Source organism: Paraburkholderia sp. WC7.3g (genome assembly GCF_050436345.1).
In the GTDB taxonomy this organism is placed as follows: Bacteria; Pseudomonadota; Gammaproteobacteria; order Burkholderiales; family Burkholderiaceae; genus Paraburkholderia; species Paraburkholderia podalyriae.
The window spans coordinates 1,347,715-1,370,327 of sequence record NZ_JBNDMA010000001.1 but is presented as its reverse complement, the minus strand read 5'-3'; the positions used below and the strand labels follow the sequence as shown (position 1 = coordinate 1,370,327).

Below are 22,613 nucleotides of genomic sequence, written 5' to 3'. Positions count from 1 at the left end.
TTTCGATGCACCCATGAGTCACGCTACCGCCGACCAGCCCGCTTCCGCCGTCTCCGCCCCGAACTCGCCGCGCTTCCTGCTGTTCCTGATCTGCCTGTTCGCGTCCGCCGGACAGCTCGCCATCGACATCTACGTGCCCGCACTGCCCGCGATGGCGCGCTACTTCGGCACCTCGCCGCAAGCGATCCAGACCAGCGTTACCGGCTACATGGCCGCCTACGCGTTCGGCCAGCTGATCTTCGGCCCGATCGCCGATGCCTATGGCCGCAAGCGCGTGCTCGCGTTCGGCCTCAGCGTCTACACGGTCGGCTGCCTGCTGTCGCTCGCGGCGCCGAATCTGGAGACGTTCATCCTCGCCCGCGCACTGCAGGGCTTCGGCATCGCGAGCACGAACCTGCTCGCGAAGGCGATCATCACCGATTCATTCGCGGGTCAGGCGTTGCTGCATGCGTTCACGTACATGGCAATCGCATGGGGGCTCGCGCCGATCGTCGCGCCGGTGATCGGCGCGCATCTGCAGACCGCGTTCGGCTGGCGCGCGTGCCTCGTGTTCCTGCTGATCTATTCGCTGGTGATGTGGGCGCTGCTGTGGCGCTATCGCGAGACCTTGCCGAAGCCCGTGCATCTCGAACCGCGCACGTTGATCGCTAACGCGCGCAAGGTGCTCGCAAGCCCCGTGTTCCAGAGCTGCTTTCTCGCGCAGGGCCTGTGCTACAGCATCCTGCTCGTGTTCAACATCATCGGGCCGTTCATGGTGCAGACCACGCTGCACAAGCCGCCGACCTTCTTCGGCTACCTCGCGCTCGGCATCGGCATGATGTACTTCCTTGGCGGTCTATCGAACCGCCTGCATGGCCCTGGGCTGCCGAGCGCCGAGCAGCGGCTGCGCTTCGGTGCGCGGCTGATGGCGGCCGCGTCGATTGCGATGCTGCTGCTCGCGCTGACGGTCGGCCTGCGCGTCTGGACGCTCGCGACGCCCGTGCTCGTGATGGGCTTCTGCGCCGGCGCGATGTATCCGACGCTGATGGCGAAGGGCAACTCGCTGTTCCCGCACATCGCGGGTCTGACGAGCGCGATTCTCGGCTGCGCGCTGCTGCTGGTGTCGTCGGCGATGATGGGCCTGGCCGGCTTCGTGTCGGTGCAGGTGCTCACGCCGCTCGCGCTGTTCTTCGTGGCCATCGCGTTCGTCGTCGTCGTGATGGTGACGAAGCTGCTGCGCCATCTGGCGCAGGTATCGGGCGACGACCGCCTGACGACGCCTTCCCGCGCCTGACGCTTCAGAGTAGCCGCAAGCCCCCGTCACACTCGATCACCGCCCCCGTCATAAACGTGTTCTCCAGCAGAAACTGCAGCGCGTGCGCGACATCGTCGGCCTGGCCGACGCGCCGCGCCGGTAACGTCTCGCTTTGCTGACGAAACAGCTCGCTCTTCACGCTCGCGGGAAATCTGTCCCACCACGGCGTATCGATCACACCCGGCGACACCGCGTTCACGCGCAGCGGCGCGAGTTCGCGCGCGAGCGTGCCGACCATGCTTTCAAGCGCGCCGTTGATCGCGCCCAAACCCGCCGTGCCCGGGTTCGCGATGCGCGCCGAAATCGCGGTCAGAAACGTCAGGCTGCCGTCGCGACGCAGCGTGGCTAGCGCCGTCTGCGCCGCTTCGAGCTGCGGCCAGAACTTGGCCTCGAAGCCGCGCCGCAGCGCTGCCAGATCGAGTTCGGCGAACGGCCCCGCGCCTTCGCCGCCCGACAGCGTCATCACCAGATGATCGATCGGGCCGAGCCCGCCGAAGAAGCGCTCCAGCGCCGCGCGATCGGTGCAATCGAGCGCTTCGCCCGTCACCCGTCCACCGATGCCGCTCAACGCATCGTCCAGTTTGGCGCGGTCGCGCCCCACCGCGACGACGCTCGCGCCGGCCGCAGCCAGCCGTGTCACCGTCGCGAGCCCGATACCCGACGAGCCACCCAGCACCGCGACCTTCTGATTTTGCCAGTCCATGTCATTGCTCCTGAGAGTGAACGGGAGACCCCGTGGCAGTAGAATGCGCGGTGCGTGCCCATCATTCAAATCGTTTAATGTCATGGCCAATATCATTGAAAATGATTTTCGGCGCTTCGACCTGAACCTGCTGCTGAGCTTCCGCGCGCTGCTGGAAGAGCGCAGCGTCACGCGTGCCGCGCAGCGGCTGTTTGTTGGGCAGCCGGCCGTCAGCGGCGCGCTCAAACGCCTGCGCGAGACCTTCGGCGACGCGCTGTTCGTGCGCACGCCGCAAGGCATGACGCCGACGCCGCGCGCGCTCGAACTGGCGCGGCAGATCGAGCCGTTCCTGCAATCACTGCATCAGGCGCTCACGCAGCCGGCCGTCTTCGATCCGGCACGCGCGCAGCGGGTGTTTCGCGTCGGCCTCAGCGATTCGCTCGAACTACTGTTGATGCCGGACATCATGGCGCGCCTCGCCGACATAGCGCCCGGCGTGAAGCTGATCGCGCGATCCACCGATTCGACGCGCGCCGTCGCCCCGTTCAAGCCAGGAGGAAATCCCGATGACTCATCACATCGCAAAAGGCACCTTCATCGTCTCCCTTCAACCGATGCCGTTCGAAAACGCGGAGGCCGAATCGAAGCTCGGCCGCATGTCGATCGACAAGCAGATCTCTGGCGATCTCGCCGCGACCACCCAGGGGCAAATGCTGAGCGCGATGACGAACGTCAAAGGCTCGGCCGGCTATGTCGCGCTCGAACAGGTCACGGGTACGCTGGCGGGCAAGCGGGGCACGTTCGTGCTGCAGCATATCGGCGTGATGAATCGCGGCGCTGCGACGTTGAAGGTGAGCGTCGTGCCGGATTCGGGCACCGGCGAGCTGAGCGGCATTCAAGGTGAGTTCAGGATCGACATCGTCGACGGCGCGCATTCGTACGAATTCGCTTATCGTCTGCCCGGCGATTGACAGCAAGCGGGATACGGAGCTGGACCCCGTATCCCGCTGCGATGCTTTCCAGTCCAGCACGGGCGCGCTCAATGCCCCGCTATCGTCACCGATGCCGTCAACGCATTCGGATCGCGCGAAGAAGCCCCCGCGATCATCTGATAGACGCCACCGTTGAGCTTCCATGCATGGTTGGTCGCGTCCCACGTCGACAGCAGCTTCGGCGCAATCGATACGCTGACCTGCTGCGACTGCCCCGCCTGCAGCGCGACCTTTTGCCAGCCGACCAGACGCTTCGGCGGTTCGCCCAGACCACTCGGCAATGCCGCATAAACCTCGGCGATTTCCGCGCCCGCGCGCGAGCCCGTATTCTTGACGGTAAAGGTCACGGTCTCGTTGCCGCTCGCATCGACTTGCGCATTGAGGCCCGAGTAGCTGTAGCTCGTGTAGGACAGCCCATAACCGAACGGGAACAGCGGCGCGATCTGCTTGCCGTCATACCAGCGATAACCCATGAACAGTCCTTCGCTGTAAGCGACGGTGGTATCGGTGGCAGAAATCGTCGGCTGCGGAAGATCCGCGTCCCGCACCGGGAACGTGATCGGCAATTTGCCGGACGGGTTCACGTCGCCGAACAGCAGATCCGCAATCGCCTGGCCGCCCTGCACGCCTGGATACCATGCTTCGAGCACACCGTGCACGTTGGCGAGCCACGGCATCAGGACCGGGCTGCCGTTCTCGAGCACGACGATCACGCGCCGGGCTTGCGCCGCGACCGCCGTGATCAACGCGTTCTGATCGTAGCTCTGGTTATTGCTGTCGGTCGTGTTGCCCGGCAAGCTCAGGCTCGGCAGATCGGTGCCCTCGCTTTCCCATTGCGTCGCGAACACGATCGCCACGTCCGCTTTCGCGGCGGCGGTCGCCGCGGCCGTCGCGTCGGTGCCGTCGACGAACGTCACGCTCGCGTTCGGCGCCTTCGCCCGGATCGCGGCCAGCGGCGCGGACTTGTACCACGTCGCGCAGGTGCTCAACAGCGGCGACGAGGACACGCAACCGGACACCGCGTTGCCCGCGGCTGCCGGCACCGCGCCCGAGCCGCCGCCCGACAGCACGCCCGCATCCGCGTGAGCGCCGATCACCACGATCGACGACAGCCCGGCCGCGTTCAACGGCAGCACGGCTTGCGAATCGCCGCTCGCCACCGCGTTCTTCAGCAACACCGACGATTGCTGCGCGACCTGCAACGCGAGCGCATTGCCCGCGGTTTGATCGACGCTGCCGCCGGTGGTCGGCGGGGAATCGAAAACGCCATAGCGGATCATCGTGCGCAGCTTGCGCTGGACCATGTCGTTGAGTCGCGACATCGGCACGCTGCCGGCGTTGACCGCGCTCGTCAGCGCGGCGTTGAAATACGACGTCAGCGTAAAGCCGGGAATCGACGGACCGCCGCCGAGATCGCCGGGTTCTTCTTCATCGAGGCCGGCCAGGGCCGAGGCGACCGTACTATGCGTGGCGGTCCAGTCCGACTGCACCACGCCCTTGAAGCCCCACTCGTTCTTCAGCACGGTGGTCAGCAGATACGGGTTTTCGCACGCATACACGCCGTTCACGAGATTGTACGAACACATCACGTTGCCGGGCATGCCCTGCGTGACGCCGAGTTCGAACGCGAGCAGTTCGGTTTCGTGCATCGTGCGTTCGTCGACGACCGAGTTGCTGGTCATGCGGTTCGTTTCCTGATCGTTCATCGCGTAGTGCTTGATGGTCGCGATGACGTTCTGCGCCTGCGTGCCGATCGTGCGTGCGGCGCTCAGCGTGCCGGTCAGTACCGGGTCTTCGCCCATGTACTCGAAGGTGCGACCGTTGCGTGGTTCGCGTGCGAGATTGACGCCGCCGCCGAGGCCTTCGCCGTAACCGAGCACGCGCAGCTCGGTCGCGATGCGCGCGCCGTATTGGTTCGCCAGCGTGGGGTCCCAGCTTGCCGCGAGCGCCACCGGCGCGGGCAGCGCCGTCGCGTTCGAGTTGACGACGTTGACGCCGCAGGCCGAATCGGCCATCGCGACGCCCGGAATGCCGAGCCGCGCGATGCCGGGAATGTAGCCGGCTCCGTTGACGCCGGCCGGATACGGACCGCCGAGTCCCGCATTGGGGATGCCCACGCCGTGCACGAGCTGGATCTTTTCGGCGGTCGTCAATTGCGCGACCAGCGCGGCGGCACGCGCATCGGCGCGCGCATCGGGATCGGTCGGCAACGGCGGGGCACTGACGCCGCTGCCATTGCCGCACGCGGCGAGTACCAGCGCGACACCGCAAGCGATGGCGCTTGCGGCAAAGGGTATCGTCAGCTTCCTTGTCATCATCTCGCTCCGTCTTGCCGTTGTCGGCAATGTGATTTGCTTACATAAGGTTTTCTCGACGCGCTACCGGCACGTCACGCGTGCTGTTACGCTTGGTGCTTGCGGTAATGCGACGAAAGAAATTCTAGGGATGCACGGGAAACGCGCTTGACCGATGGGTGCAGCACTTGACCGATACGGAGTCAGGAAAACCCGCACACAGGGTTCGACCGGAGGAGGCACAGTGGATTTGCGTCAGAAGTCCGTATCAGCGCGCATCTATCGAGGATTGCTCGACGCGGCGGAGCGGGAGGGTCTCGATCGCGCGAAAGTGGCCCACGATATCGGCATCGACGAGGCCGACATCGCAGCGGCGGATGCGCGAGTGCCCGGTGACAAGCACGTCGCCATGCTCCAACTCGCGGAAGGCCGCCTCACGCGCGGCGCGCCCGAGGGCGACGTGCTGGACAGTCTGCTGTATTTTCCCGAGTTGGCGGGCGTGCTGTGCAATAGTCCGACGCTGCGCGACGCATTGCGCCATTACGTCGGGTACCGCGACCTGATCGGTAATGTCGACTGGCTCGTCATGCACGAGCATGGCGACGAAGTCGCATTCGAATACGTGACGGAAGGCGAAGGGCGCAACGCCACGAGCGCGCTCGGCAATTTTGCGCTGATTGCGAGTGTCGCGAAGCTCTATGACGTGCGACTGCGCGTGCGCGACGCGGGCATCACCGATGCGCGGCTTGGTGCGATCCCGGCGCTCGGTGGGGCGTTGGGTGTGCGCGTCCAACTGGATCAGGCTCGCAATCGGATGGTGTTGCAGTCGTCGGCGCTGGATCGCGCGTTCGAGGTTTACAACGCGCCGCTCGCGAAGATTCACATGCATGCCGCCCATGGAATCTTGCAGCGGATTCGCGAGCAGGGCCGCTTCTCTCCGACGGTCGAGCGATGTCTGCGTGACGTGCTGCGCGAGCACGCCGAAGCGATCGAACCGAAGAGCCTGCAGACGATCGTCTGCGAGCGGCTGTCGCTGACGCGCTGGACGTTGCAACGCAAGCTCGCGGCGGAGCGCAAAACCTTCAGCGAAGTGCTGACGCAAATGCGTATCGAGGAAGCACGCATGCTGCTCGCGCATACACCGATGTCGATCAGCGAGATTAGCGAACGGGTCGGCTTTGCCTCGACGACGGCGTTTACGCGGTTTTTTACGCGTGCATGTGGGGCGCCGCCGGCGCGGTATCGGGGGCGGTGCAGGGTGTGATCGTCCTATGATGAGCATCGATCAGGACATGACTCGACTGTTCGGCGTCATGGGATCGATCGTATCCGTGGTCGCGTTTCTGCCTTATGGACTTGCGATCTGGCGCGGCACGGTACGCCCTCATCTTTTTACCTGGTTGATCTGGTCGCTCGTCACGGCGATCGCGGCCGTGGGACAGTTCGTCGCCGGTGCGGGTCCCTCGGCGTGGTGTACGGCGGCGATCGCGGCCACCTGCTTCTTTGTTCTGGTGGCAAGCGTTTTTCGGGGCGAACGTCAGCGGACCGCTTTTGATTGGCTTTGCCTCGCTGCGGCGTTGTCCGCTATTCCGCTCTGGATAGTCACTCATGATCCGACGTTGTCCATCTGTCTTGTGACGCTGATCGAACTCGTCGGCCTGGGGCCGACGGTTCGCAAGACTATTCGTGATCCGTGGAGTGAGAGTCTTTTGTACTTTGCGCTCTGTGTTTTTAAATACGCGCTCGCGATTCTTGCGCTGCCGAAATGGAGTGTGGCGGTGGCGTTTTATCCGGCGGTGAATATCGTGGCGGCCAGTAGCGTTTGTTTGTTGATCGTGGGGCGGCGCCGGCGGGTGGGAGCGTATTCCGGGCACAAGGTTCGGTGAGAGGCTCCCGAAAGACAGCGCGACGATTGGCAGCGCGCGATCTGAATGCGCCTTCCTTTTGTCCGATATTCATCAGGTCGCCGCAAGTCGCATCGATTACACTGATTTTCGCTATGCGACTTTCAGGCGTAGCTGACCCACGAAGTCACCATTGCGCGGACTTTCGTGCATCCCTTCCGCACGTATCCGCCGACACCGGGCGAAATACGACTGCCTGGTGAAAGCGTTTCGCCATTCACCACTTTGGCCTGCCCCCTGGTCCCTCGAACGACGGCGACCAGATATCGCTGCGGCCATTTCAAATCGACTGTTTTCGCTTGATTGAATCAGGCGCCTGATCCGGCTGCCGATAGGCCCTTTGCACGCCGCGATTTCATGCGCCTGATTCGCTGACAAGGAGATGAAGATGAAGACCCGGCAATTGAGAATCTGGTCGGCTGTAGCCGTTGCACTTCTGTCGCTGAGTGGCGCCGCGCAGGCCGGTGGCGATGACGGTGACCGTGGCCGTGGCGGCGGTCTTTGCTCGAACGCAACGCTAAAAGGACCTTTTGGGTTCATCGGTCACGGCGTGATCCTTGGGTTGCTGGATTCGAGCAACGTGCTGCATCCGTTCGCCACCCAGTCGATCCTCGATGACGTCGCTCTCGTGACATTCGACGGCAACGGCAAATTTACCCGCACCGATTTCGGGAGCATCAACGGCGTGCCGAAAGGTGGGCAGATAACCTTCAATCCGGCGCAGAAAGGCACTTATTCGGTGAAATCCGATTGCACCGGCACCATGTCGATTGTGTACACCGCCGGAGGACCCGTGCCAGCCGGCGTCGTGACCGACCTGAACATCGTGGTCACTTCGGACGGGACGCAGGTCGAATCCGTCGTCTATCGGGCGAGCATCCCGTCGGCCGCGTCGGCCCCCGACGGCTACAGCTGCCCGATGGATTGCGTGCAAGGTGTGCAGGAGGCGTTCGAAGGGAAGAAGGTTCTGGTCTACGGCTTCCGGTAGTGGGGTACTGACGTATCTGATGAAGTCGCGCTTGCCGCCGGCTTTTCAACCGGCGGCGCGCTCGCTTCATCGGTGCTGCGCTCAGTGCCCCGGCCGTTCGCCCACCGCGACCAGCGCATGCTTCGTCTGCCGGCTCAACATCAGCGTCACAACCGCGGAGAGCGCCAACGTCGCGCCGACCACGTAAAGCCCCGCCGTATAGCCGCCCGTCACGCTCTTGAGCCAGCCAATCGCAAACGGCCCGACGAAGCCGCCGAGGTTGCCGATCGAGTTGATCATCGCAATTCCCGCCGCCGCCCCGGCGCCCGACAGGAACATGCTCGGCATCGCCCACAGCGGCGCCTTCGCGGCACTGATGCCCACGTTCACGACGACGAGCGCAAGCACGATCATCAATGCAGTGGCCGCATTGCCGGCGAACACGAAGCCGACGCACGCGAGCGTGCACGGAATCACGACGTGCCACGTCCGTTCGTCGGTGCGATCCGAGTGCTTCGCCCATAGCACCATCGCGATCACCGCCAGCACGCTCGGCACACCGGCGAGCAGCCCGGTTTCGAAAGAGCCGAAACCGTATTGGCGGATGATCAGCGGCGCCCACAAGCCGAGCGTATAAAGTCCCGCCGAGGTGCCGAAGTAGATCAGCGCGAGCGCGAGCACGCGTGGATCGCGCAACGCGCTGAGCGCGCCGGCCGTGTGGCCCGCGTGCGCGTGGCGCGCGTCGGCTTCGAGCTTCAGCTTCGCGATCAGCCAGTCGCGCTCTTCGGGCTGCAACCAGTCGGCTTGCGCGGGCTTGTCGGTCAGATACTTGAGCACGAAAAAGCCGAGGACGATCGCAGGCAAGGCTTCGAGCACGTAGAGCATCTGCCAGTCGGCAAGTCCGGCAATGGGCGGCAGCTTCATGATCGCGCCGGAAATCGGCGAGCCGATCGCGGTCGAGATCGGCGCGGCGGCCATGAACCACGCCGCCGCGACCGCGCGCTGACGCGCCGGAAACCACAGGCTCAGATACAGGATGATGCCTGGAAAGAAGCCCGCTTCCGCGACGCCGAGAATGAAGCGCAGCGCGTAGAAACTGTTCGGCCCGACGACGAACGCGGATGCGAGCGACACGAGCCCCCACGACACCATCACGCGAGCAATCCAGCGCCGTGCGCCGACCTTGTGCAGGATCAGGTTCGACGGCACCTCGAACAGAAAATAGCCGATAAAAAAGAGCCCGCCGCCGAGGCCGAACGAGGTCGGCGAAAGACCGATCGCCTTGTTCATCGACAACGCGGCGAAGCCCACGTTCACGCGATCGAGAAAGCTCACGAAGTACAGCAGCATGACGAACGGGATGATCCGCAGCATCAGCTTGCGGGACACCCGGCTTTCGAGTTCTGAAGTCATTGTCTCCTCCTGCGGCGCGCGGCAGTGGGCCGCGCGCGATTTGCGCCCGGTTGCCGCCCGGATGCCACCCGGTTCCTGTTCAGTTCACGCCAAGCCGACGCTCAAGCCGCGTTCGCCGCGGGCGTCGCCGCCTGCTCGATGAACGCGCACACGGCCGCTGTCACCTGCGCGGTCGTGGCGGTGCCGCCGAGGTCGCGCGTGTGAAGCGACTTGTTCGCGGTGACCGATTCGACGGCCTGCATCACGCGCCTGGCTGCGTCGAATTCGCCGAGGTGTTCGAGCAGCATCACGACCGACCAGAACGTGCCGACCGGATTCGCGAGCCCCTTGCCCATGATGTCGAACGCGGACCCGTGGATCGGCTCGAACATCGACGGATAGCAGCGCTCCGGGTCGATGTTGCCGGTCGGCGCGATGCCGAGGCTGCCCGCGAGCGCGGCCGCGAGGTCGCTGAGAATATCGGCGTGCAAATTGGTGGCGACGATCGTGTCGAGCGTCGCGGGACGATTGACCATGCGCGCGGTCGCCGCGTCGACGAGCTCCTTGTCCCACGTGACGTCCGGAAACTCCTTCGAGATTTCGAGCGCGATCTCGTCCCACATCACCATCGCGTGACGCTGCGCGTTGCTCTTCGTGATCACGGTCAACAGCTTGCGCGGACGCGATTGCGCGAGCAGGAACGCGAAGCGCATGATGCGCTCGACGCCGGCGCGCGTCATCATCGACACATCGGTCGCGGCTTCGATCGGATGGCCCTGATGCACGCGGCCGCCGACGCCCGAATATTCACCCTCCGAATTTTCGCGCACGATAACCCAGTTCAGATCGTCGGGCGTGCAGTACTTCAGCGGCGCGTCGATGCCGGGCAGGATGCGGGTCGGGCGCACGTTCGCGTATTGATCGAAGCCCTGACAGATCTTCAGACGCAAACCCCACAGCGTGATGTGATCGGGAATGTCCTTGTCGCCCGCCGAGCCGAACAGGATCGCGTCCTTGTCACGGATCGCGTCGAGCCCGTTCGCCGGCATCATCACGCCGTGCTGGCGGTAGTAGTCGCCGCCCCAGTCGAAGTTCTCGAACTCGAACGTGAAGGCGCGCGTGCTCTTCGCGAGCGCGTCGAGCACCTGCGCGCCGGCCGGCACGACCTCCTTGCCGATGCCGTCGCCGGGGATGGTTGCGATGCGATAGTTTTTCATGTCTCCGTCCTGTGCTTGGTGAATGGCGTGCGTGCACTCTAGCGCGATCCCAGGGATAAAAACCGGTGCTAAACTCAAAGCATCTTTAACTTGCATTCACAAATGCGAAGGCGCGGAACAGACGATGCACGACACCGTCCAGCCAGCGGATCTGAGCTTTTTCTCGACGCTCGCCGCGAGCGGCAGCCTCAGCGCGGCCGCGCGCGAACTGGGGCTGACCGCGGCAGCCGTCAGCAAGCGCCTCACGCAGATGGAGCAGCGCGCGGGCGTCGCGCTCGTCAACCGCACGACGCGCCGCATGACGCTTACGCCCGAAGGCGAGCTATATGTAGAACACGCGCGGCGAATTCTCGACGAGATCGACGAACTGGCCGAACTGCTCGGCTCGGCGAAGAAGACCCCGAAGGGCTTGCTGCGCGTGAACGCGACGCTCGGCTTCGGGCGCAGCCATATCGGGCCGGCGATCTCGCGCTTCGTCGCGCGGTATCCGCAGGTGTCGGTTCAACTGCAGCTTTCGGTCACGCCCCCGCCGCTCACCGACGACAGCTTCGACGTCTGCATCCGCTTCGGCGAGCCGCCCGATACGCGCGTGGTCGCGCGCCGGCTTGCGGCGAATCGGCGTCTGCTGTGTGCGGCGCCGTCGTATCTGGCGGCGCACGGCCTGCCGCTCACGGCGCACGATCTGACGCGCCACGATTGCATCGGCATTCGTCAAGGCGACGAAGCGTACGGCGTGTGGCGGCTGACGTCGGGACGCGGCGCCGCGCGCAAGACCGAGGCGGTGCGCATCAAAGGCACGCTGACCACCAACGACGGCGAGATCGCCGTCAAGTGGGCGCTCGAAGGACACGGCATCCTGATGCGCGCGGAATGGGACATCCGGCAATATCTCGCGGATGGTTCGCTCGTCCAGTTGCTGCCCGATCACGACACACCGAACGCGGATATCTTCGCGGTGTATTCGCCGCGGCAGCAGATGTCGAATCGGATTCGCGCGTTCGTCGAGTTTATTGCGCGGGAATTGGGGGGTGAGGTGGGAGCGGGGGCGTAGTGCAGCACAGCGGTTGACTCGAGGTGGAGCTACCCCGACACATTGCGACACATTGAGTAGAAGGCTGTTTCTCGCTGGAGGGAAGCTGAATCGCAATCTGGACGGTCATATCAGCGGATGGTCACTATCTGAAAATCGAGTACTGCTTGTTTTGATGGGCTGGGCTCGCTAGTGTGTGCGTTGAGTCTGGTCGCTTTTTACTGGCAAAGGAGAAGCAGAAAAGATGCGCTATGTCGCTGATACGGAAAAGGCAGATGATCCGATCAACGAAAGCCACGCGGCTATTTATCTCGGGCAAACACTGGCTGGAATCACTGTGATTGACCAGTGGAACGGACATACCAAACAACCTCCGCATCGGCGCACTATCCATTTCCGTCGCGGCAAGGGCTCGCCTGTTAATGATGGCAGCCAATATTATGTTGTCGAATAAGGTGCTTTTCCTGGCAGTTTGCCTCCTGGCAACAAGCGCCGCGTGCGCGTCGCCAACACAGGTCCGATTCAAATGCCCAAACGTGCTTTCCACAGAAGGGCAACATCATGTTCTGGATAACGCATCCCTGTTCGATGGCCCTCCAGAGCACGAGGCAGACCTTATTCCTGCGTCAGGAAAAACATCTGACCAGTGGGATTTAACGGGCGTTGACCCCTATCTGGTATGCCGCTACCACGGCACTAACAGCACCGTTGTGATTCATGCTGTTGGGGCTCGGACCTGCGAAGCCACGAGCAGACCCTTTGCTGTTCACTGTACCTCTCGTTAAATGGATTTGGATAACCAAAAATGGCAACCCGGCTTATAGCTGCCGCGGTTCGTGCAGACCATTGCAGCGCGCGCGGAGTGAGTGAAGGGCATGAAGCCGAATGCATTGCGAAATACGAGCACGATATGATGGCGTGCGACATGATCGGCGCTACATTCAGAGATTCCCGAACGTACCTACTGTGCAAACGAAAAGCGTTCTCCGCCTACCAGACTTGCAGAGCTTTCTGGTGAGTCACGAATCCGCCTTCATTTCCTATGACGACGAGCAAACGCAGCAAATCAAATATTGCGTTGTTCAGCATGCGCACGTGCAATCTGCGATCGATCGCGCGCTTACAATTCCGGTCCCCCGGATGCGCCCGAAAACTCCGATGCCCCAATTACAGACGAAGATGCACCGAAGCTCGGAAGTATGGCGATGCTGTGCCACACTAAGGTGCACCATGCGCACATCACTCACTATCGAATAAAAACCCTGATATCGTAAAATCGAGGAAATAGGGACCGCCTCCATCCCATTAGTCACCAAGGCCGGACCTGACCAAACCGGGTAACGATGCCGAGACCAGACCCCGCGCTGTACCGCAGCCACAGAACGCCGATGACGCGCCGGCGGCGGCGTCTTCTGATCGTCGGCGCGATCGTGCTCGTCGCCGCGGTCGGCTGGATGCTCGCGCTCGTGCTCGAGCCCGCGTTCCAGCGCACGATCGTCATCACCTCCGGCGCGGACGGCGGCATTTATCGCGGTTTCGCCGATCGCTACGCGCGGCTTTTGAAGCGCGACGGCATCAAGCTCGACATCCGCAGTTCATCGGGCTCGGTCGAAAATTATCAGCGGCTGGCAGACCCGGACAGCGCGTATCAAGTCGGCTTCATCCAGTCGGGCACGACCAATCCGAAAGACACGGACCATCTGCAAACCATCGCCGCCGTGTCGTACGAACCGATCTGGGTGTTCTATCGCGGCGACGCGACGATCGACCGGCTGTCGCAACTGCGCGGCAAGCGCATCTCGATCGGCGTGCCGGGCAGCGGGCTGCTCCACGTCTCGCAGGTGCTGCTCGGCTATAGCGGCGTCACGAGTCAGAACTCGACGCTGCTGCAGATGGACGCAAACGCCGCATACCAGGGGCTCGAAAGCGGTCAGGTCGACGCGGCGTTCTTCATTGGCCGGCCCGACGCCGACATGCAGCATACGCTGCTCACCAGCAACCTGAAGCTGATGAGCTTCGCGCAGGCCGACGCACTGGCGCAAAAATTCCCGTCGCTGTCGAAGATCGTAATGCCGCGCGCATCGACGAGCGTCGCCGACGATATGCCGCGCAGCGACGTCACGCTGCTCGCGGCGACGGCGCTGCTCGTGTCGAAGGACACGTTGCATCCGGCGCTCGTCTATCTGCTGCTCGACGCGGCGCGCACGGTGCACGGCGGCGAGGACTACTTCACACCGCTCGGCACGTTCCCGAACCTGAACACCGAAGAATTCCCGATCTCCGACGAAAGCGTGCGCTACTTCAGATCGGGCCGGCCGTTCCTATATCGCTACCTGCCGTTCTGGCTCGCGAGTCTGATCGAACGACGGCTGCTGATCCTGGTGCCGTTCCTCGCGCTGCTGATCGGCGTCGCACAGGCGCTGCCGAGCATGCTCGAAGCGCGGATGAAGAAACGGCTCTTCGTGTGGTACCGCGCGATCAAGGCGCTCGAGGACGAAGTGTGGAAGAACGCCCAGCCGTCTCGCGCGCAAGTCGCGCAATGGAGCGACGAGATCGAGAGCATCGACGCGCACGCGAGCCAGATTCGAATTCCGTATCGTTACTTTCAGGATGTTTACGCACTGAAGCAGGCGATCGGCGTGGTGCGCGACCGGATCGCGCATGTGGCGCAGAAGGTGGACAGGTAGAGACGGCGCTCGCTTACCCATGCGCGTTGCCCGGGTATTCACCACCGTCGAATCGGTTGATTTTCCGCGCGGCTACGCCGTATGGGCGCTCGCCGCAGCGCAAGAAGAAAATCTCTGTGAAATGGATCGCGCGATAGGGCGATTCAATTGGCGCGCTCGCGGTTCGCATTCTGTAATGAACTTCTGCCCTGTCGTACGCGTACCGCCATCCCGCCCGCCGCACCACCCGGAGCAAGCCATGTCGCAGCCTGAGCCGAATGTAGACGAAGTGGTCAAAAGCATCGCCGAGGAAACCGACACGCCGGCCGAAACGGTGTCCCGCATGTACGCCGATAGGCTCGCCGAAATCCGCAACGAAGCGCGCGTGTTCGACTACGTGCCGCTGTTCGCCGCGAAGAAGGTTCGCAACGAACTGCGCGACAAGCATCATCGAAAGCACTGACTCGCGGTATGCGGTATGCATCGGCTCAGCGCAATCTTGCACGCGCCCGTGGCTCCAGACTTCGCGCATGTGGTGGAGCTAACAATCGCGCCGTAGATTTTCTATGCTGGCGGTTCCACAGCTTTCCAAAGGAGCCGCCCTCATGTCCGCCCCGCTGCAGATCCGCGCCGTCAACCGTGACGATTTCGATGCATGGCTGCCGCTATGGGACGCCTACAACGCGTTTTATGGCCGCTCGGGCGAGACCGCGTTGCCGCGCGAGATCACGCAAATCACGTGGAATCGCTTTTTCGATGGCTACGAGCCGATGCATGCGTTCGTCGCGGAACGCGCCGGGCAGTTGCATGGCATCGTGCATTTCCTCTATCACCGTCACACGACGATGGCCGGACCGATCTGCTATCTGCAGGACCTGTACACGCTCGATAGCGAGCGCGGCAAGGGCGTCGGCCGTGCGCTGATCGAGGCGGTCTATGCGCGGGCAAAAGCCGACGGTGCGCAACGCGTGTACTGGCAGACGCACGAGACGAATCGCACCGCGATGCAGCTCTACGACAAGGTCGCGGACAAATCGGGGTTCGTGGTTTATCGCAAGGCGCTTTAACGCACGGCGCTGCGTCAAAGCCCTCGCAGCCGCGCGCTCCGGGCCGACCAGGCGTAGCCATCGGCGCAAACATGACGAACTCGAATTGACCGTCGACCGTTATGCGACGCAAAAATGTCATCCGACCGACGCGCGGCAATGGCTACTATTAGCCGTCGATGCCACGCATCACAGCTGGCGTGTGAAGCGCCGGCTGCCGTAAAACCGCGAGGCCAGCCGGCCTCGGCGAATCCATAACCGGTGTCGCGCGCGCCGCTTCGAGCAGCGCCGATGCGACCGTTACGTCTCCCTCGGAACTCACCGATGACCGACCACGATCCTCACCTGCCGCCGAAACTGCACAACCCCGATTCAATCGATAACGCCAACGACGCTCCCGACGACCCCGAACGCCGGCGCGTGCTGACCGGTCTCGCGGCGGTCGGCCTCGGCCTCGCGCTGACCGGCTGCAAAACGGGCGAGGGACTTGCGGGCAACGGTCCGCCGCGCAGCGCCGCCGACTTGCGGCTCGACGCTGCGCTGCACGATCAGGTGAAGAACATCGTGGTGATTTACGCCGAGAACCGCAGCTTCGCGAACCTCTACGGCAACTACCCGGGCGTCCAGCATCCGCTCGACGCGGTCAGCGCCGAGCAATACGTCCAGTTCGACCGCGATGGCAAGACGCCGCTGCCACGACTGCCGGCGATCTGGGGCGGGCTCGTGCCGCAAGCGCAGGAAGTGGACGGCAAGCGCTACATGATCGGCGAAAAGGATCTCGATCATCTGCATAACCGGCCGTTCCGCATCGCAGATGCGCACGGCGCGCCGCTGCCGACCAGCGTGATCACGCGCGACCTCGTGCATCGCTTCTATCAGAACCAGATGCAGATCAACGCGGGGCGCAACAATCAGTTCGCCGCGTGGGGTGATTCCGGCGGCCTTGTGATGGGGCACTACCGCAGTTCCGCCGACACGCTGCGCCTATGGAATCTCGCGCAGCAGTACACGCTGTGCGACAACTTCTTCATGGCCGCTTTCGGCGGCTCGTGGTTGAACCACATCTTCCTGATCTCGGCGCAGGCGCCCTTCTATCCGGACATCCACAACAGTCCGGCGAGGAAGATGGTGTCGGTCGTCGAAGGCGACGATCCGACCGGCACCCGTTTGAAGCTCGCCCCCAATTCGCCCGCGTCGGCGCTCGACGGCCCGCCGAAGTTCGTCAACGACGGCGCTTTCACGGCCGACGGCTACGCGGTCAACACGATGGCGCCGCCGTATCAGCCGAGCAGCGTCCGTCCGGCCGAAGGCGGCGACCCGGCTTTCGCGGATCTGTCGAACCCGCGCGTGATGCCGCCGCAGCATTACGCGACGATCGGCGACCGGCTGACCGGCAAGGGCATCGACTGGGCGTGGTACAGCGGCGCGTGGCAATACGCGCTCGATCATCGTGATACCGGGTCGATGCCCGACTTTCAGTACCACCATCAGCCGTTCAACTACTTCGCCAATTACGCGCCGGGCACCGCCGCGCGCCGCCGCTACCTGCGCGACGGCGGCATGGGCAATGACGCGTCGACCAATCGCCTGATCGCCGACATCGATGCGGGACGTTTGCCGACCGTCACGTTCTACAAACCGCAAGGCGACCTGAACATGCACGCGGGCTACGCGGACGTCGCCTCGGGCGACCGTCACATCGCGACGCTGATCGAGCACATTCAGCGCGGCCCGCAATGGCAGAACACGGTCGTGATCGTCACCGTCGACGAGAACGGCGGCTGGTGGGATCACGTCGCGCCACCGATCGGCGATCGCTGGGGTCCGGGTTCGCGCGTACCCGCGCTCGTGATCTCGCCGCTCGCGAAGAAGGGCTATGTCGATCACACGGTGTACGACACGAACTCGATTCTGCGTTTCATTAACCGTGTGCATGGACTCGCACCGCTCGATGGCGTAGTCGTGCGCGACAAGGCATTCGCCAGCAACGGACTGGCGCCGCTCGGCGATCTGACCGCTTCGCTCGATCTTGCTTGAGCGCCTGGCGGCTGCGTTGATTTGCCGCGGCTCGCGGTGTGCATGTGGTCGTTACAGCATGCATCTCGCGAATGCCGCGGCGCATTGAGCATGCACTGTATCTCGCCACACGATTTCACGAATATTTTTCCATTCGCACGTGATGCCTTTGGCTTGCATAAAGCGCCGCACGGCCTAGACTGGTAAAGCCCTTCGCAATTTATGAACGGAACTGCCATGCGACTGACCATCCTGATCAACGGTTCCGATCCCACCGTAAGCCATGACTACGCTGTGCTCTGGCTCGATACCGATGAACATCGGTGGTCGAGAGAAGCGCATCAAGGGATCGACCTGCCCCCGTGGGGCGAGTTGCGCGACGAGAACGGCGTGACCACACTGTGCGCACCAAGCGCCGACGCGCCGCTCTGTACATTGCGAGGTCTGCACGTCGATCGCAAGGAGCGAGTGAGCGCCGCGCAAGGCGCCGCCGCATGGACGGCGCTGCAAACACGCAAGGCGACGAGCGGCTTCTGGCGCTTGCAGGCAGTGGATCGTCAAAAAGTTTGCGCTGAAAACAGCGTGTTCGGTAATTAGGTTCTGTCGCGATTCGTCGCGCTTTTCTTTCCGGTCGAAACTTCCGACTCATTGCGCGAGCACCGCTCGCACGTGTCAATCTGTACGTGCGCAAACGAACGTAAGGTCATGCGATATAGCCCCGCTTAAGACCTTCTTAAGCTTGCGTGCGTAGAGTCGGAAGTCCACGCATTCGGGTCGCTGCAAAGCGGCCCATTTTTTTGTCCGGCGCACGCCGCCTTCCCTTCTTTCCAGGTTCCCTTTCTTCGATTTGCATTGTGCTGTCGCTCGATGCGGGCCGCGACGCTATACTTGCGCCCCCCGTCCATCGAACCACCGACACATGAAGAAGTGGCTTGCCTGTCTGTTCTTCGCCGTCGCCGCTCATGCGAGCGCGGCGCCTTCCTGCACCGGGTTCACGCCGAATGCGCAATGGCCCGTCCTCACCAATCAGAAGATGGCGCCGAAAACGCGCCTGCTTTGTTATAGCGATTTCGCCGTGCTGCATTCGGGTATCACTCACGGTCCGCTGTGGTCGGCCGAGCATCTGACGCGCGAGCACATCGAAGAAGCGAAAGATAGGGTGCGCACCAACAAGTTCTTCGAAGAATCGCGTCTGCCTGACGGCGAAGGCGCGACACTCGCCGACTACAAACGCAGCGGCTTCGATCGCGGTCACATGAGTCCGGCGGGTAATCGCTGGAACGATGAGGCGATGGCGCAATCGTTCTCGCTCGCCAACATCGTGCCGCAAAACCGTCAGAACAACCAACGATTGTGGGCACGCATCGAAACCGCGGTGCGCAAGATCACGCTCGCCTACGACGACACTTACGTCGTGACCGGACCGCTGTTCGCCGGCCAGCAATTGCGGACGATCGGACCGACGCGCGTGTTGGTGCCCACTCAGTTGTATAAGGTCGTGTATGTGCCGTCGCGTCAACTGGCATTCGCAGTCGTGGTTGATAATGTAGCGACCAACCGCTACGACATGCGCACGATTCACGAACTCGAAGCGATGTCGTGCATCCGTTTTCCGGGCATTCCGGATAACCTCAAGGACCAGCGGCCAGGAGGACTAAAAGGTGTTTAAGCCCTATTCGAACGATGACGACGTGCTCAATATTCAGGGCGACGCACTCACGCTCAGCAACGGCACGACGCGTGTCGTGCTGAACGGCACGCTCGAATTGACGCGCGACCAGCGCGGATTGAAGGCGGCGCTCGCGCTGAAGGAAGCGCTTGACGCAATCGTCGCGAGTCTGCAGGCGCAGCAGGATTTACCGGCGAAGGTGAAGGACGAGCCGGATGCGAAACCGGGTGTCGTGCAGAATCCGTTTCAATAATCGGATTCGCCGGCGTTGCATTTACGCAACCTGGCAGATGCGCAGTTTTTACTGATCTCGGGCACGCAAACCTTTGCGTGCCCGCCTGTTTTCCAATCTCGCGCCAGTAGAGCGGATAGACTTCCCGCTGTCACAGAATGTTCATGGAGAAACCTTAGCGTGCGAGGTTCTTCATACACCGACTGGCGTCGCCATGCATGCAGCGTTCTCGAGATTTCGCCGTTCTTCCGCACAGGGGAATCCGCGCACTGCCGGAGATCTGTGCCAGGAAGTCCCGTCCGTCGACGTTGAAGATCCCAACTCCGTGGTGATGGAGATCTTCTCGGCGCGCCGCGACATGCAGAGCCTCGCTGTCATCGATGACCACCGTCCGATCGGCCTGATCAACCGCGATATTTTCATGTCGCAAATGAGCAGGCCGTTCCATCGGGAGCTTTACGACAAGAAAAGCTGCATCGCGTTCATGGACAAGGAGCCGCTGATCGTCGATGCCGACGTGAGCATCGAAGCGCTGACGTTCAGGACTGTCGAAGCTGGAGAAAAGGCGCTGGTCGATGGTTTCATCGTGACTCGCGACGGACGCTTCTCGGGCCTGGGCAGCGGTCTGCAGCTTATCAGCGCGGTTGCGGAAATGCAGGCGGAGAAGAACCGTCAGATCATGCAGAGCATCGAATACGCCAGCGTGATACAGCGCGCGATGTTGCGTGCTTCGAGCGAGACGCTGTCGACGAAACTGCGCGACGCGGCGATGGTCTGGGAACCTCGCGACGTCGTCGGCGGCGATTTCTATCATTTCGCGGCCTTTCCGAACGGCTGGTTTGGCGCTGTCGCCGATTGCACCGGACATGGCGTTCCCGGCGCCTTCATGACCTTGCTTGCTTCAGCGTCACTGTCGAAGGCGCTCGAGCACATCGGGCCACGCGATCCGGCCGCACTGCTGGCGGCCATCAATCGAAACGTCAAGGGCTTGTTGGGGCAAGTGAACAGCGCCGCTGAAGGAAGCCAATCCAACGACGGCCTCGATACGGCACTCTTCTGGTTCGATGCCGCGGAGAGCGTGCTGCATTTTGCCGGCGCGAGGATCGCGCTGCACATCCTGTCGCCCGGCGCCGCGGAGTTCGAAACGATCGCAGCCGACCGGATGGGCGTCGGTTATGTGGACAGCCGCGCCGACTATGCATGGAGCTTGCGCTCGATTCCGGTCACGGCGGGTAGTCTGCTGTTTATCTATACCGACGGCCTGGCCGATCAGATCGGCGGCCCCCGCAATATTTCTTTCGGCCGGCGCCGTGCGCTCGACCTGATCCTCGAAAGCCGCGCCGAAACCCCGGCGACGATTTGCGAGCGCGTCCGGCTCGCGCTCGCGCAATGGCAAGGCAACCAACCACGCCGTGACGACGTCACGCTTTTCTGCGCCCGCATTTAGTGAATTTCCCGAATGTCCCAACTACCAGAACAAGACAGCGCCTTTTTCGAACTTGCGCAGCGACGCAACGTGCTCTTCTATCACAAGGGCTACTTCTCCCATAACATTGTCGCGGCGATGGGCGAGGTCGTGAAACTGCAGCTGGAAGTCGCTGGCGTCAGCGGTCCTACCCGCCGCAGAATTTTCTCGTCCTTTATCGAGCTGGCGCAGAACATCGTTCATTACTCGTCGAATGCTCTGGAGCCTGGCGGCCAGCAGGCGGGCGAGATACGCGAGGGCGCCGTGTGCATCTCCAGGCACGGCGAGCATCACGTGATGTTGTGTGTCAATCCCATCGCGACTGCCGAGGTCGAGGGCCTGCGCAGCAGGCTGGAGCCTCTGCGCAACATGTCCGTTGAAGAAATCAAGCAGGCGTACAAGGTGTCATTGCGCACCGACGCTCCGAAAGACAGCAAGGGCGCCGGCCTCGGCTTCCTGACGATGGCGCGCGATGCGAGCGCGCCCCTTGAATTCGCTTTTCATCCGCGTGCCGACGAACCCGGCACCACGCTGTTTTGCCTCACGGCCATCATCTGAGCAGAAAGGCACACGACAATGGAAAACCTACACATCCCCGCGACGACGACGTCGCCTGAAGTCGATTTCCGCTTCGACCAACACGCGTTGTCGATCAGGGGCGAGTCCTACCCTGAAAACGCAGCCGCTTTTTTCGCGCCGATCATCGAGCAGATGCGCAAGTACCTCGCCGCGAACGCCGGGGCCGAGATCACCGTCGACGTCGCGCTGACGTACTTCAATAGCTCGAGCACGAAAATGCTGTTCAACATCTTCGACGCGCTGGATCAGGCGGCGGAATCGGGAACCCGCGTGTTGATGAACTGGTATCGCGACGAGGAAGACGAGACCATTGCCGAATTCGGCGAAGAACTGAAGTCCGATTTCCGCGCGATCGAGTTCACCGATCGTCCCATCACGCAGCAGGGACGATAAAGTGCGTTCGACCTCTTCCAGCGAAGTGTCCTCGGGCGGCGCGCCCGATCTATTCCAGAACGAGAGCTCGGCGCTGGCGAAGGCTCTCGCCATGCATTCGGTCATCGACGCAGATGCCGAGGCGTATCGCCAGTCGTTGGGCGAACTGATCGAGCACTTCCAGCGCCTGATGCGCGAAACACGGCGCCTGATCGGCCGCAGCGACCGGGCTGAGCGCGAGATGCAGGCGCTGGCCCAGCAGTTGGCGTATCGCGCATCGCACGACGCGTTGACGGGCGTACTGAACCGCAGTGCGGTCATCGAGCGGACCAGCAAGGTCTTGCGCACCAGCAGCGCGGTCATGATCATCCTGGACATCGACGAGTTCAAACGGATCAACGACGAATACGGCCACCCCACTGGAGACGCGGTCATTTCGGGGGTCGTCGATTGTCTGCGCAGAATCGTGGGCGAACAAGGCTTCATCGGGCGAGTGGGCGGTGAGGAGTTCACCGTGCTGCTGCCCGGTCATGAACCGGCCAGTGGCGCCATTCTTGCCGAGCGCATGCGAGAAGCCATCAGTGACTCGCTGGTCGTTGCACCGGTCGAGCGCCGCATCACGGCCAGCTTTGGCGTCAGCATCAACGAAGTCGGAACCGGCTTCGACACCGCGTATGGCCTCGCCGATGCTGCCTTGTACCGCGCCAAGCGAAGCGGGCGCAACCGCGTGGAATTTGCCGATCGATAGGCGGATGAGCAGACATATAGCGCGCCGTTACGAGTAGATCAGGAGCGC

At 62.8% G+C, this 22,613-nt stretch carries 23 protein-coding genes and 1 pseudogene; 20 read left to right on the top strand and 4 right to left on the bottom strand.

What is annotated here, in order from left to right; genetic code table 11:
* Positions 1–13: 13 nt before the first annotated feature.
* The gene (locus OKW43_RS06365) at positions 14–1,273 is read left to right on the top strand and encodes a multidrug effflux MFS transporter (RefSeq protein WP_429445930.1); all 1,260 of its coding nucleotides are present in this window, start codon (positions 14–16) and stop codon (positions 1,271–1,273) included.
* Between the two features lie 4 nt (positions 1,274–1,277).
* On the opposite strand, the gene OKW43_RS06360 is transcribed toward OKW43_RS06365, so the two are convergent.
* Positions 1,278–1,997 (bottom strand): SDR family oxidoreductase, encoded by a 720-nt coding sequence (locus OKW43_RS06360; protein ID WP_429445928.1) that lies wholly within the window; start codon positions 1,995–1,997, stop codon positions 1,278–1,280.
* On the opposite strand from OKW43_RS06360, the pseudogene OKW43_RS06355 reads away from it, so the two are divergent.
* Positions 1,996–2,235 (top strand): annotated as a pseudogene (locus tag OKW43_RS06355) (LysR family transcriptional regulator); the annotation flags it as partial. The gene OKW43_RS06360 and the pseudogene OKW43_RS06355 overlap by 2 nt on opposite strands.
* Before the next feature lie 307 nt (positions 2,236–2,542).
* Positions 2,543–2,947, top strand: a complete 405-nt coding sequence (locus OKW43_RS06350) for a DUF3224 domain-containing protein (RefSeq protein ID WP_429445926.1) — start codon at positions 2,543–2,545, stop codon at positions 2,945–2,947.
* Between the two features lie 68 nt (positions 2,948–3,015).
* Here OKW43_RS06350 and OKW43_RS06345 read toward each other — a convergent pair whose 3' ends face one another.
* Positions 3,016–5,283 carry a beta-glucosidase gene (locus OKW43_RS06345; RefSeq protein ID WP_429445924.1) on the bottom strand — a complete coding sequence of 756 codons (2,268 nt, stop codon included), beginning with the start codon at positions 5,281–5,283 and terminating at the stop codon, positions 3,016–3,018.
* A 223-nt stretch (positions 5,284–5,506) separates the two neighbouring features.
* On the opposite strand from OKW43_RS06345, the gene OKW43_RS06340 reads away from it, so the two are divergent.
* From OKW43_RS06340 to OKW43_RS06330, 3 genes are all read left to right on the top strand, one after another.
* Positions 5,507–6,526, top strand: a complete 1,020-nt coding sequence (locus tag OKW43_RS06340; protein WP_187635371.1) for a helix-turn-helix transcriptional regulator — start codon at positions 5,507–5,509, stop codon at positions 6,524–6,526.
* 7 nt (positions 6,527–6,533) lie between these two features.
* Positions 6,534–7,148: a hypothetical protein gene (locus tag OKW43_RS06335; protein ID WP_429445921.1), complete on the top strand. Its 615-nt coding sequence runs from the start codon at positions 6,534–6,536 to the stop codon at positions 7,146–7,148.
* Positions 7,149–7,554: 406 nt separating this feature from the next.
* Positions 7,555–8,154, top strand: a complete 600-nt coding sequence (locus OKW43_RS06330) for a hypothetical protein (protein WP_429445919.1) — start codon at positions 7,555–7,557, stop codon at positions 8,152–8,154.
* An 81-nt stretch (positions 8,155–8,235) separates the two neighbouring features.
* On the opposite strand, the gene OKW43_RS06325 is transcribed toward OKW43_RS06330, so the two are convergent.
* On the bottom strand, positions 8,236–9,546 hold the full coding sequence (locus OKW43_RS06325) for an MFS transporter (RefSeq protein WP_429445918.1): 1,311 nt from the start codon (positions 9,544–9,546) through the stop codon (positions 8,236–8,238).
* Positions 9,547–9,647: 101 nt separating this feature from the next.
* Entirely contained in the window at positions 9,648–10,742 is a 1,095-nt protein-coding gene (locus tag OKW43_RS06320; RefSeq protein WP_429445916.1) for a tartrate dehydrogenase, read from the bottom strand.
* Between the two features lie 124 nt (positions 10,743–10,866).
* On the opposite strand from OKW43_RS06320, the gene OKW43_RS06315 reads away from it, so the two are divergent.
* The 14 genes from OKW43_RS06315 (at position 10,867) to OKW43_RS06250 (ending at position 22,565) form a co-directional block, all read left to right on the top strand.
* Positions 10,867–11,793, top strand: a complete 927-nt coding sequence (locus OKW43_RS06315; RefSeq protein WP_187635376.1) for a LysR substrate-binding domain-containing protein — start codon at positions 10,867–10,869, stop codon at positions 11,791–11,793.
* Positions 11,794–12,016: 223 nt separating this feature from the next.
* Entirely contained in the window at positions 12,017–12,226 is a 210-nt protein-coding gene (locus OKW43_RS06310) for a BPSL0067 family protein (RefSeq protein WP_187635377.1), read from the top strand.
* Positions 12,195–12,557, top strand: a complete 363-nt coding sequence (locus OKW43_RS06305) for an STY0301 family protein (protein WP_429445913.1) — start codon at positions 12,195–12,197, stop codon at positions 12,555–12,557. The genes OKW43_RS06310 and OKW43_RS06305 overlap by 32 nt, the downstream gene beginning before the upstream one ends.
* A 603-nt stretch (positions 12,558–13,160) precedes the next feature.
* A complete protein-coding gene (locus OKW43_RS06300; RefSeq protein WP_429447339.1) occupies positions 13,161–14,459 on the top strand; it encodes a TAXI family TRAP transporter solute-binding subunit in 1,299 nt (432 codons plus the stop codon).
* A 238-nt stretch (positions 14,460–14,697) separates the two neighbouring features.
* On the top strand, positions 14,698–14,901 hold the full coding sequence (locus OKW43_RS06295; RefSeq protein ID WP_187635378.1) for a DUF3562 domain-containing protein: 204 nt from the start codon (positions 14,698–14,700) through the stop codon (positions 14,899–14,901).
* A gap of 142 nt (positions 14,902–15,043) precedes the next feature.
* The gene (locus OKW43_RS06290) at positions 15,044–15,505 is read left to right on the top strand and encodes a GNAT family N-acetyltransferase (RefSeq protein WP_187635379.1); all 462 of its coding nucleotides are present in this window, start codon (positions 15,044–15,046) and stop codon (positions 15,503–15,505) included.
* 303 nt (positions 15,506–15,808) lie between these two features.
* Complete coding sequence (locus OKW43_RS06285) at positions 15,809–17,521, top strand: acid phosphatase (RefSeq protein ID WP_429445910.1); 1,713 nt, start codon at positions 15,809–15,811, stop codon at positions 17,519–17,521.
* Between the two features lie 216 nt (positions 17,522–17,737).
* Positions 17,738–18,097, top strand: coding sequence for a DUF3564 domain-containing protein (locus OKW43_RS06280; RefSeq protein ID WP_187635381.1), 360 nt, complete (start codon positions 17,738–17,740; stop codon positions 18,095–18,097).
* Positions 18,098–18,419: 322 nt separating this feature from the next.
* Complete coding sequence (locus OKW43_RS06275) at positions 18,420–19,169, top strand: DNA/RNA non-specific endonuclease (RefSeq protein WP_429445908.1); 750 nt, start codon at positions 18,420–18,422, stop codon at positions 19,167–19,169.
* The gene (locus tag OKW43_RS06270) at positions 19,162–19,422 is read left to right on the top strand and encodes a hypothetical protein (RefSeq protein WP_187635383.1); all 261 of its coding nucleotides are present in this window, start codon (positions 19,162–19,164) and stop codon (positions 19,420–19,422) included. Before OKW43_RS06275 ends, OKW43_RS06270 begins: the two co-directional genes overlap by 8 nt.
* Before the next feature lie 310 nt (positions 19,423–19,732).
* Positions 19,733–20,848, top strand: a complete 1,116-nt coding sequence (locus OKW43_RS06265) for a SpoIIE family protein phosphatase (RefSeq protein ID WP_429447337.1) — start codon at positions 19,733–19,735, stop codon at positions 20,846–20,848.
* Positions 20,849–20,860: 12 nt separating this feature from the next.
* Positions 20,861–21,424, top strand: a complete 564-nt coding sequence (locus OKW43_RS06260; protein ID WP_429445905.1) for a SiaB family protein kinase — start codon at positions 20,861–20,863, stop codon at positions 21,422–21,424.
* Between the two features lie 18 nt (positions 21,425–21,442).
* Positions 21,443–21,838 carry a DUF1987 domain-containing protein gene (locus tag OKW43_RS06255; protein ID WP_429445903.1) on the top strand — a complete coding sequence of 132 codons (396 nt, stop codon included), beginning with the start codon at positions 21,443–21,445 and terminating at the stop codon, positions 21,836–21,838.
* Between the two features lies 1 nt (position 21,839).
* Positions 21,840–22,565, top strand: a complete 726-nt coding sequence (locus OKW43_RS06250; RefSeq protein WP_429445901.1) for a GGDEF domain-containing protein — start codon at positions 21,840–21,842, stop codon at positions 22,563–22,565.
* Positions 22,566–22,613: the final 48 nt, after the last annotated feature.

Excerpts from the sequence above, each read along its gene's own strand:
- OKW43_RS06365 (WP_429445930.1), top strand. The coding sequence starts at position 14 with ATGAGTCACGCTACCGCCGACCAGCCCGCTTCCGCCGTCTCCGCCCCG.
- OKW43_RS06360 (WP_429445928.1), bottom strand. The coding sequence starts at position 1,997 with ATGGACTGGCAAAATCAGAAGGTCGCGGTGCTGGGTGGCTCGTCGGGT.
- OKW43_RS06350 (WP_429445926.1), top strand. The coding sequence starts at position 2,543 with ATGACTCATCACATCGCAAAAGGCACCTTCATCGTCTCCCTTCAACCG.
- OKW43_RS06345 (WP_429445924.1), bottom strand. The coding sequence starts at position 5,283 with ATGACAAGGAAGCTGACGATACCCTTTGCCGCAAGCGCCATCGCTTGC.
- OKW43_RS06335 (WP_429445921.1), top strand. The coding sequence starts at position 6,534 with ATGATGAGCATCGATCAGGACATGACTCGACTGTTCGGCGTCATGGGA.
- OKW43_RS06330 (WP_429445919.1), top strand. The coding sequence starts at position 7,555 with ATGAAGACCCGGCAATTGAGAATCTGGTCGGCTGTAGCCGTTGCACTT.
- OKW43_RS06325 (WP_429445918.1), bottom strand. The coding sequence starts at position 9,546 with ATGACTTCAGAACTCGAAAGCCGGGTGTCCCGCAAGCTGATGCTGCGG.
- OKW43_RS06320 (WP_429445916.1), bottom strand. The coding sequence starts at position 10,742 with ATGAAAAACTATCGCATCGCAACCATCCCCGGCGACGGCATCGGCAAG.
- OKW43_RS06315 (WP_187635376.1), top strand. The coding sequence starts at position 10,867 with ATGCACGACACCGTCCAGCCAGCGGATCTGAGCTTTTTCTCGACGCTC.
- OKW43_RS06310 (WP_187635377.1), top strand. The coding sequence starts at position 12,017 with ATGCGCTATGTCGCTGATACGGAAAAGGCAGATGATCCGATCAACGAA.
- OKW43_RS06305 (WP_429445913.1), top strand. The coding sequence starts at position 12,195 with ATGATGGCAGCCAATATTATGTTGTCGAATAAGGTGCTTTTCCTGGCA.
- OKW43_RS06300 (WP_429447339.1), top strand. The coding sequence starts at position 13,161 with ATGACGCGCCGGCGGCGGCGTCTTCTGATCGTCGGCGCGATCGTGCTC.
- OKW43_RS06295 (WP_187635378.1), top strand. The coding sequence starts at position 14,698 with ATGTCGCAGCCTGAGCCGAATGTAGACGAAGTGGTCAAAAGCATCGCC.
- OKW43_RS06290 (WP_187635379.1), top strand. The coding sequence starts at position 15,044 with ATGTCCGCCCCGCTGCAGATCCGCGCCGTCAACCGTGACGATTTCGAT.
- OKW43_RS06285 (WP_429445910.1), top strand. The coding sequence starts at position 15,809 with ATGACCGACCACGATCCTCACCTGCCGCCGAAACTGCACAACCCCGAT.
- OKW43_RS06280 (WP_187635381.1), top strand. The coding sequence starts at position 17,738 with ATGCGACTGACCATCCTGATCAACGGTTCCGATCCCACCGTAAGCCAT.
- OKW43_RS06275 (WP_429445908.1), top strand. The coding sequence starts at position 18,420 with ATGAAGAAGTGGCTTGCCTGTCTGTTCTTCGCCGTCGCCGCTCATGCG.
- OKW43_RS06265 (WP_429447337.1), top strand. The coding sequence starts at position 19,733 with ATGGAGATCTTCTCGGCGCGCCGCGACATGCAGAGCCTCGCTGTCATC.
- OKW43_RS06260 (WP_429445905.1), top strand. The coding sequence starts at position 20,861 with ATGTCCCAACTACCAGAACAAGACAGCGCCTTTTTCGAACTTGCGCAG.
- OKW43_RS06255 (WP_429445903.1), top strand. The coding sequence starts at position 21,443 with ATGGAAAACCTACACATCCCCGCGACGACGACGTCGCCTGAAGTCGAT.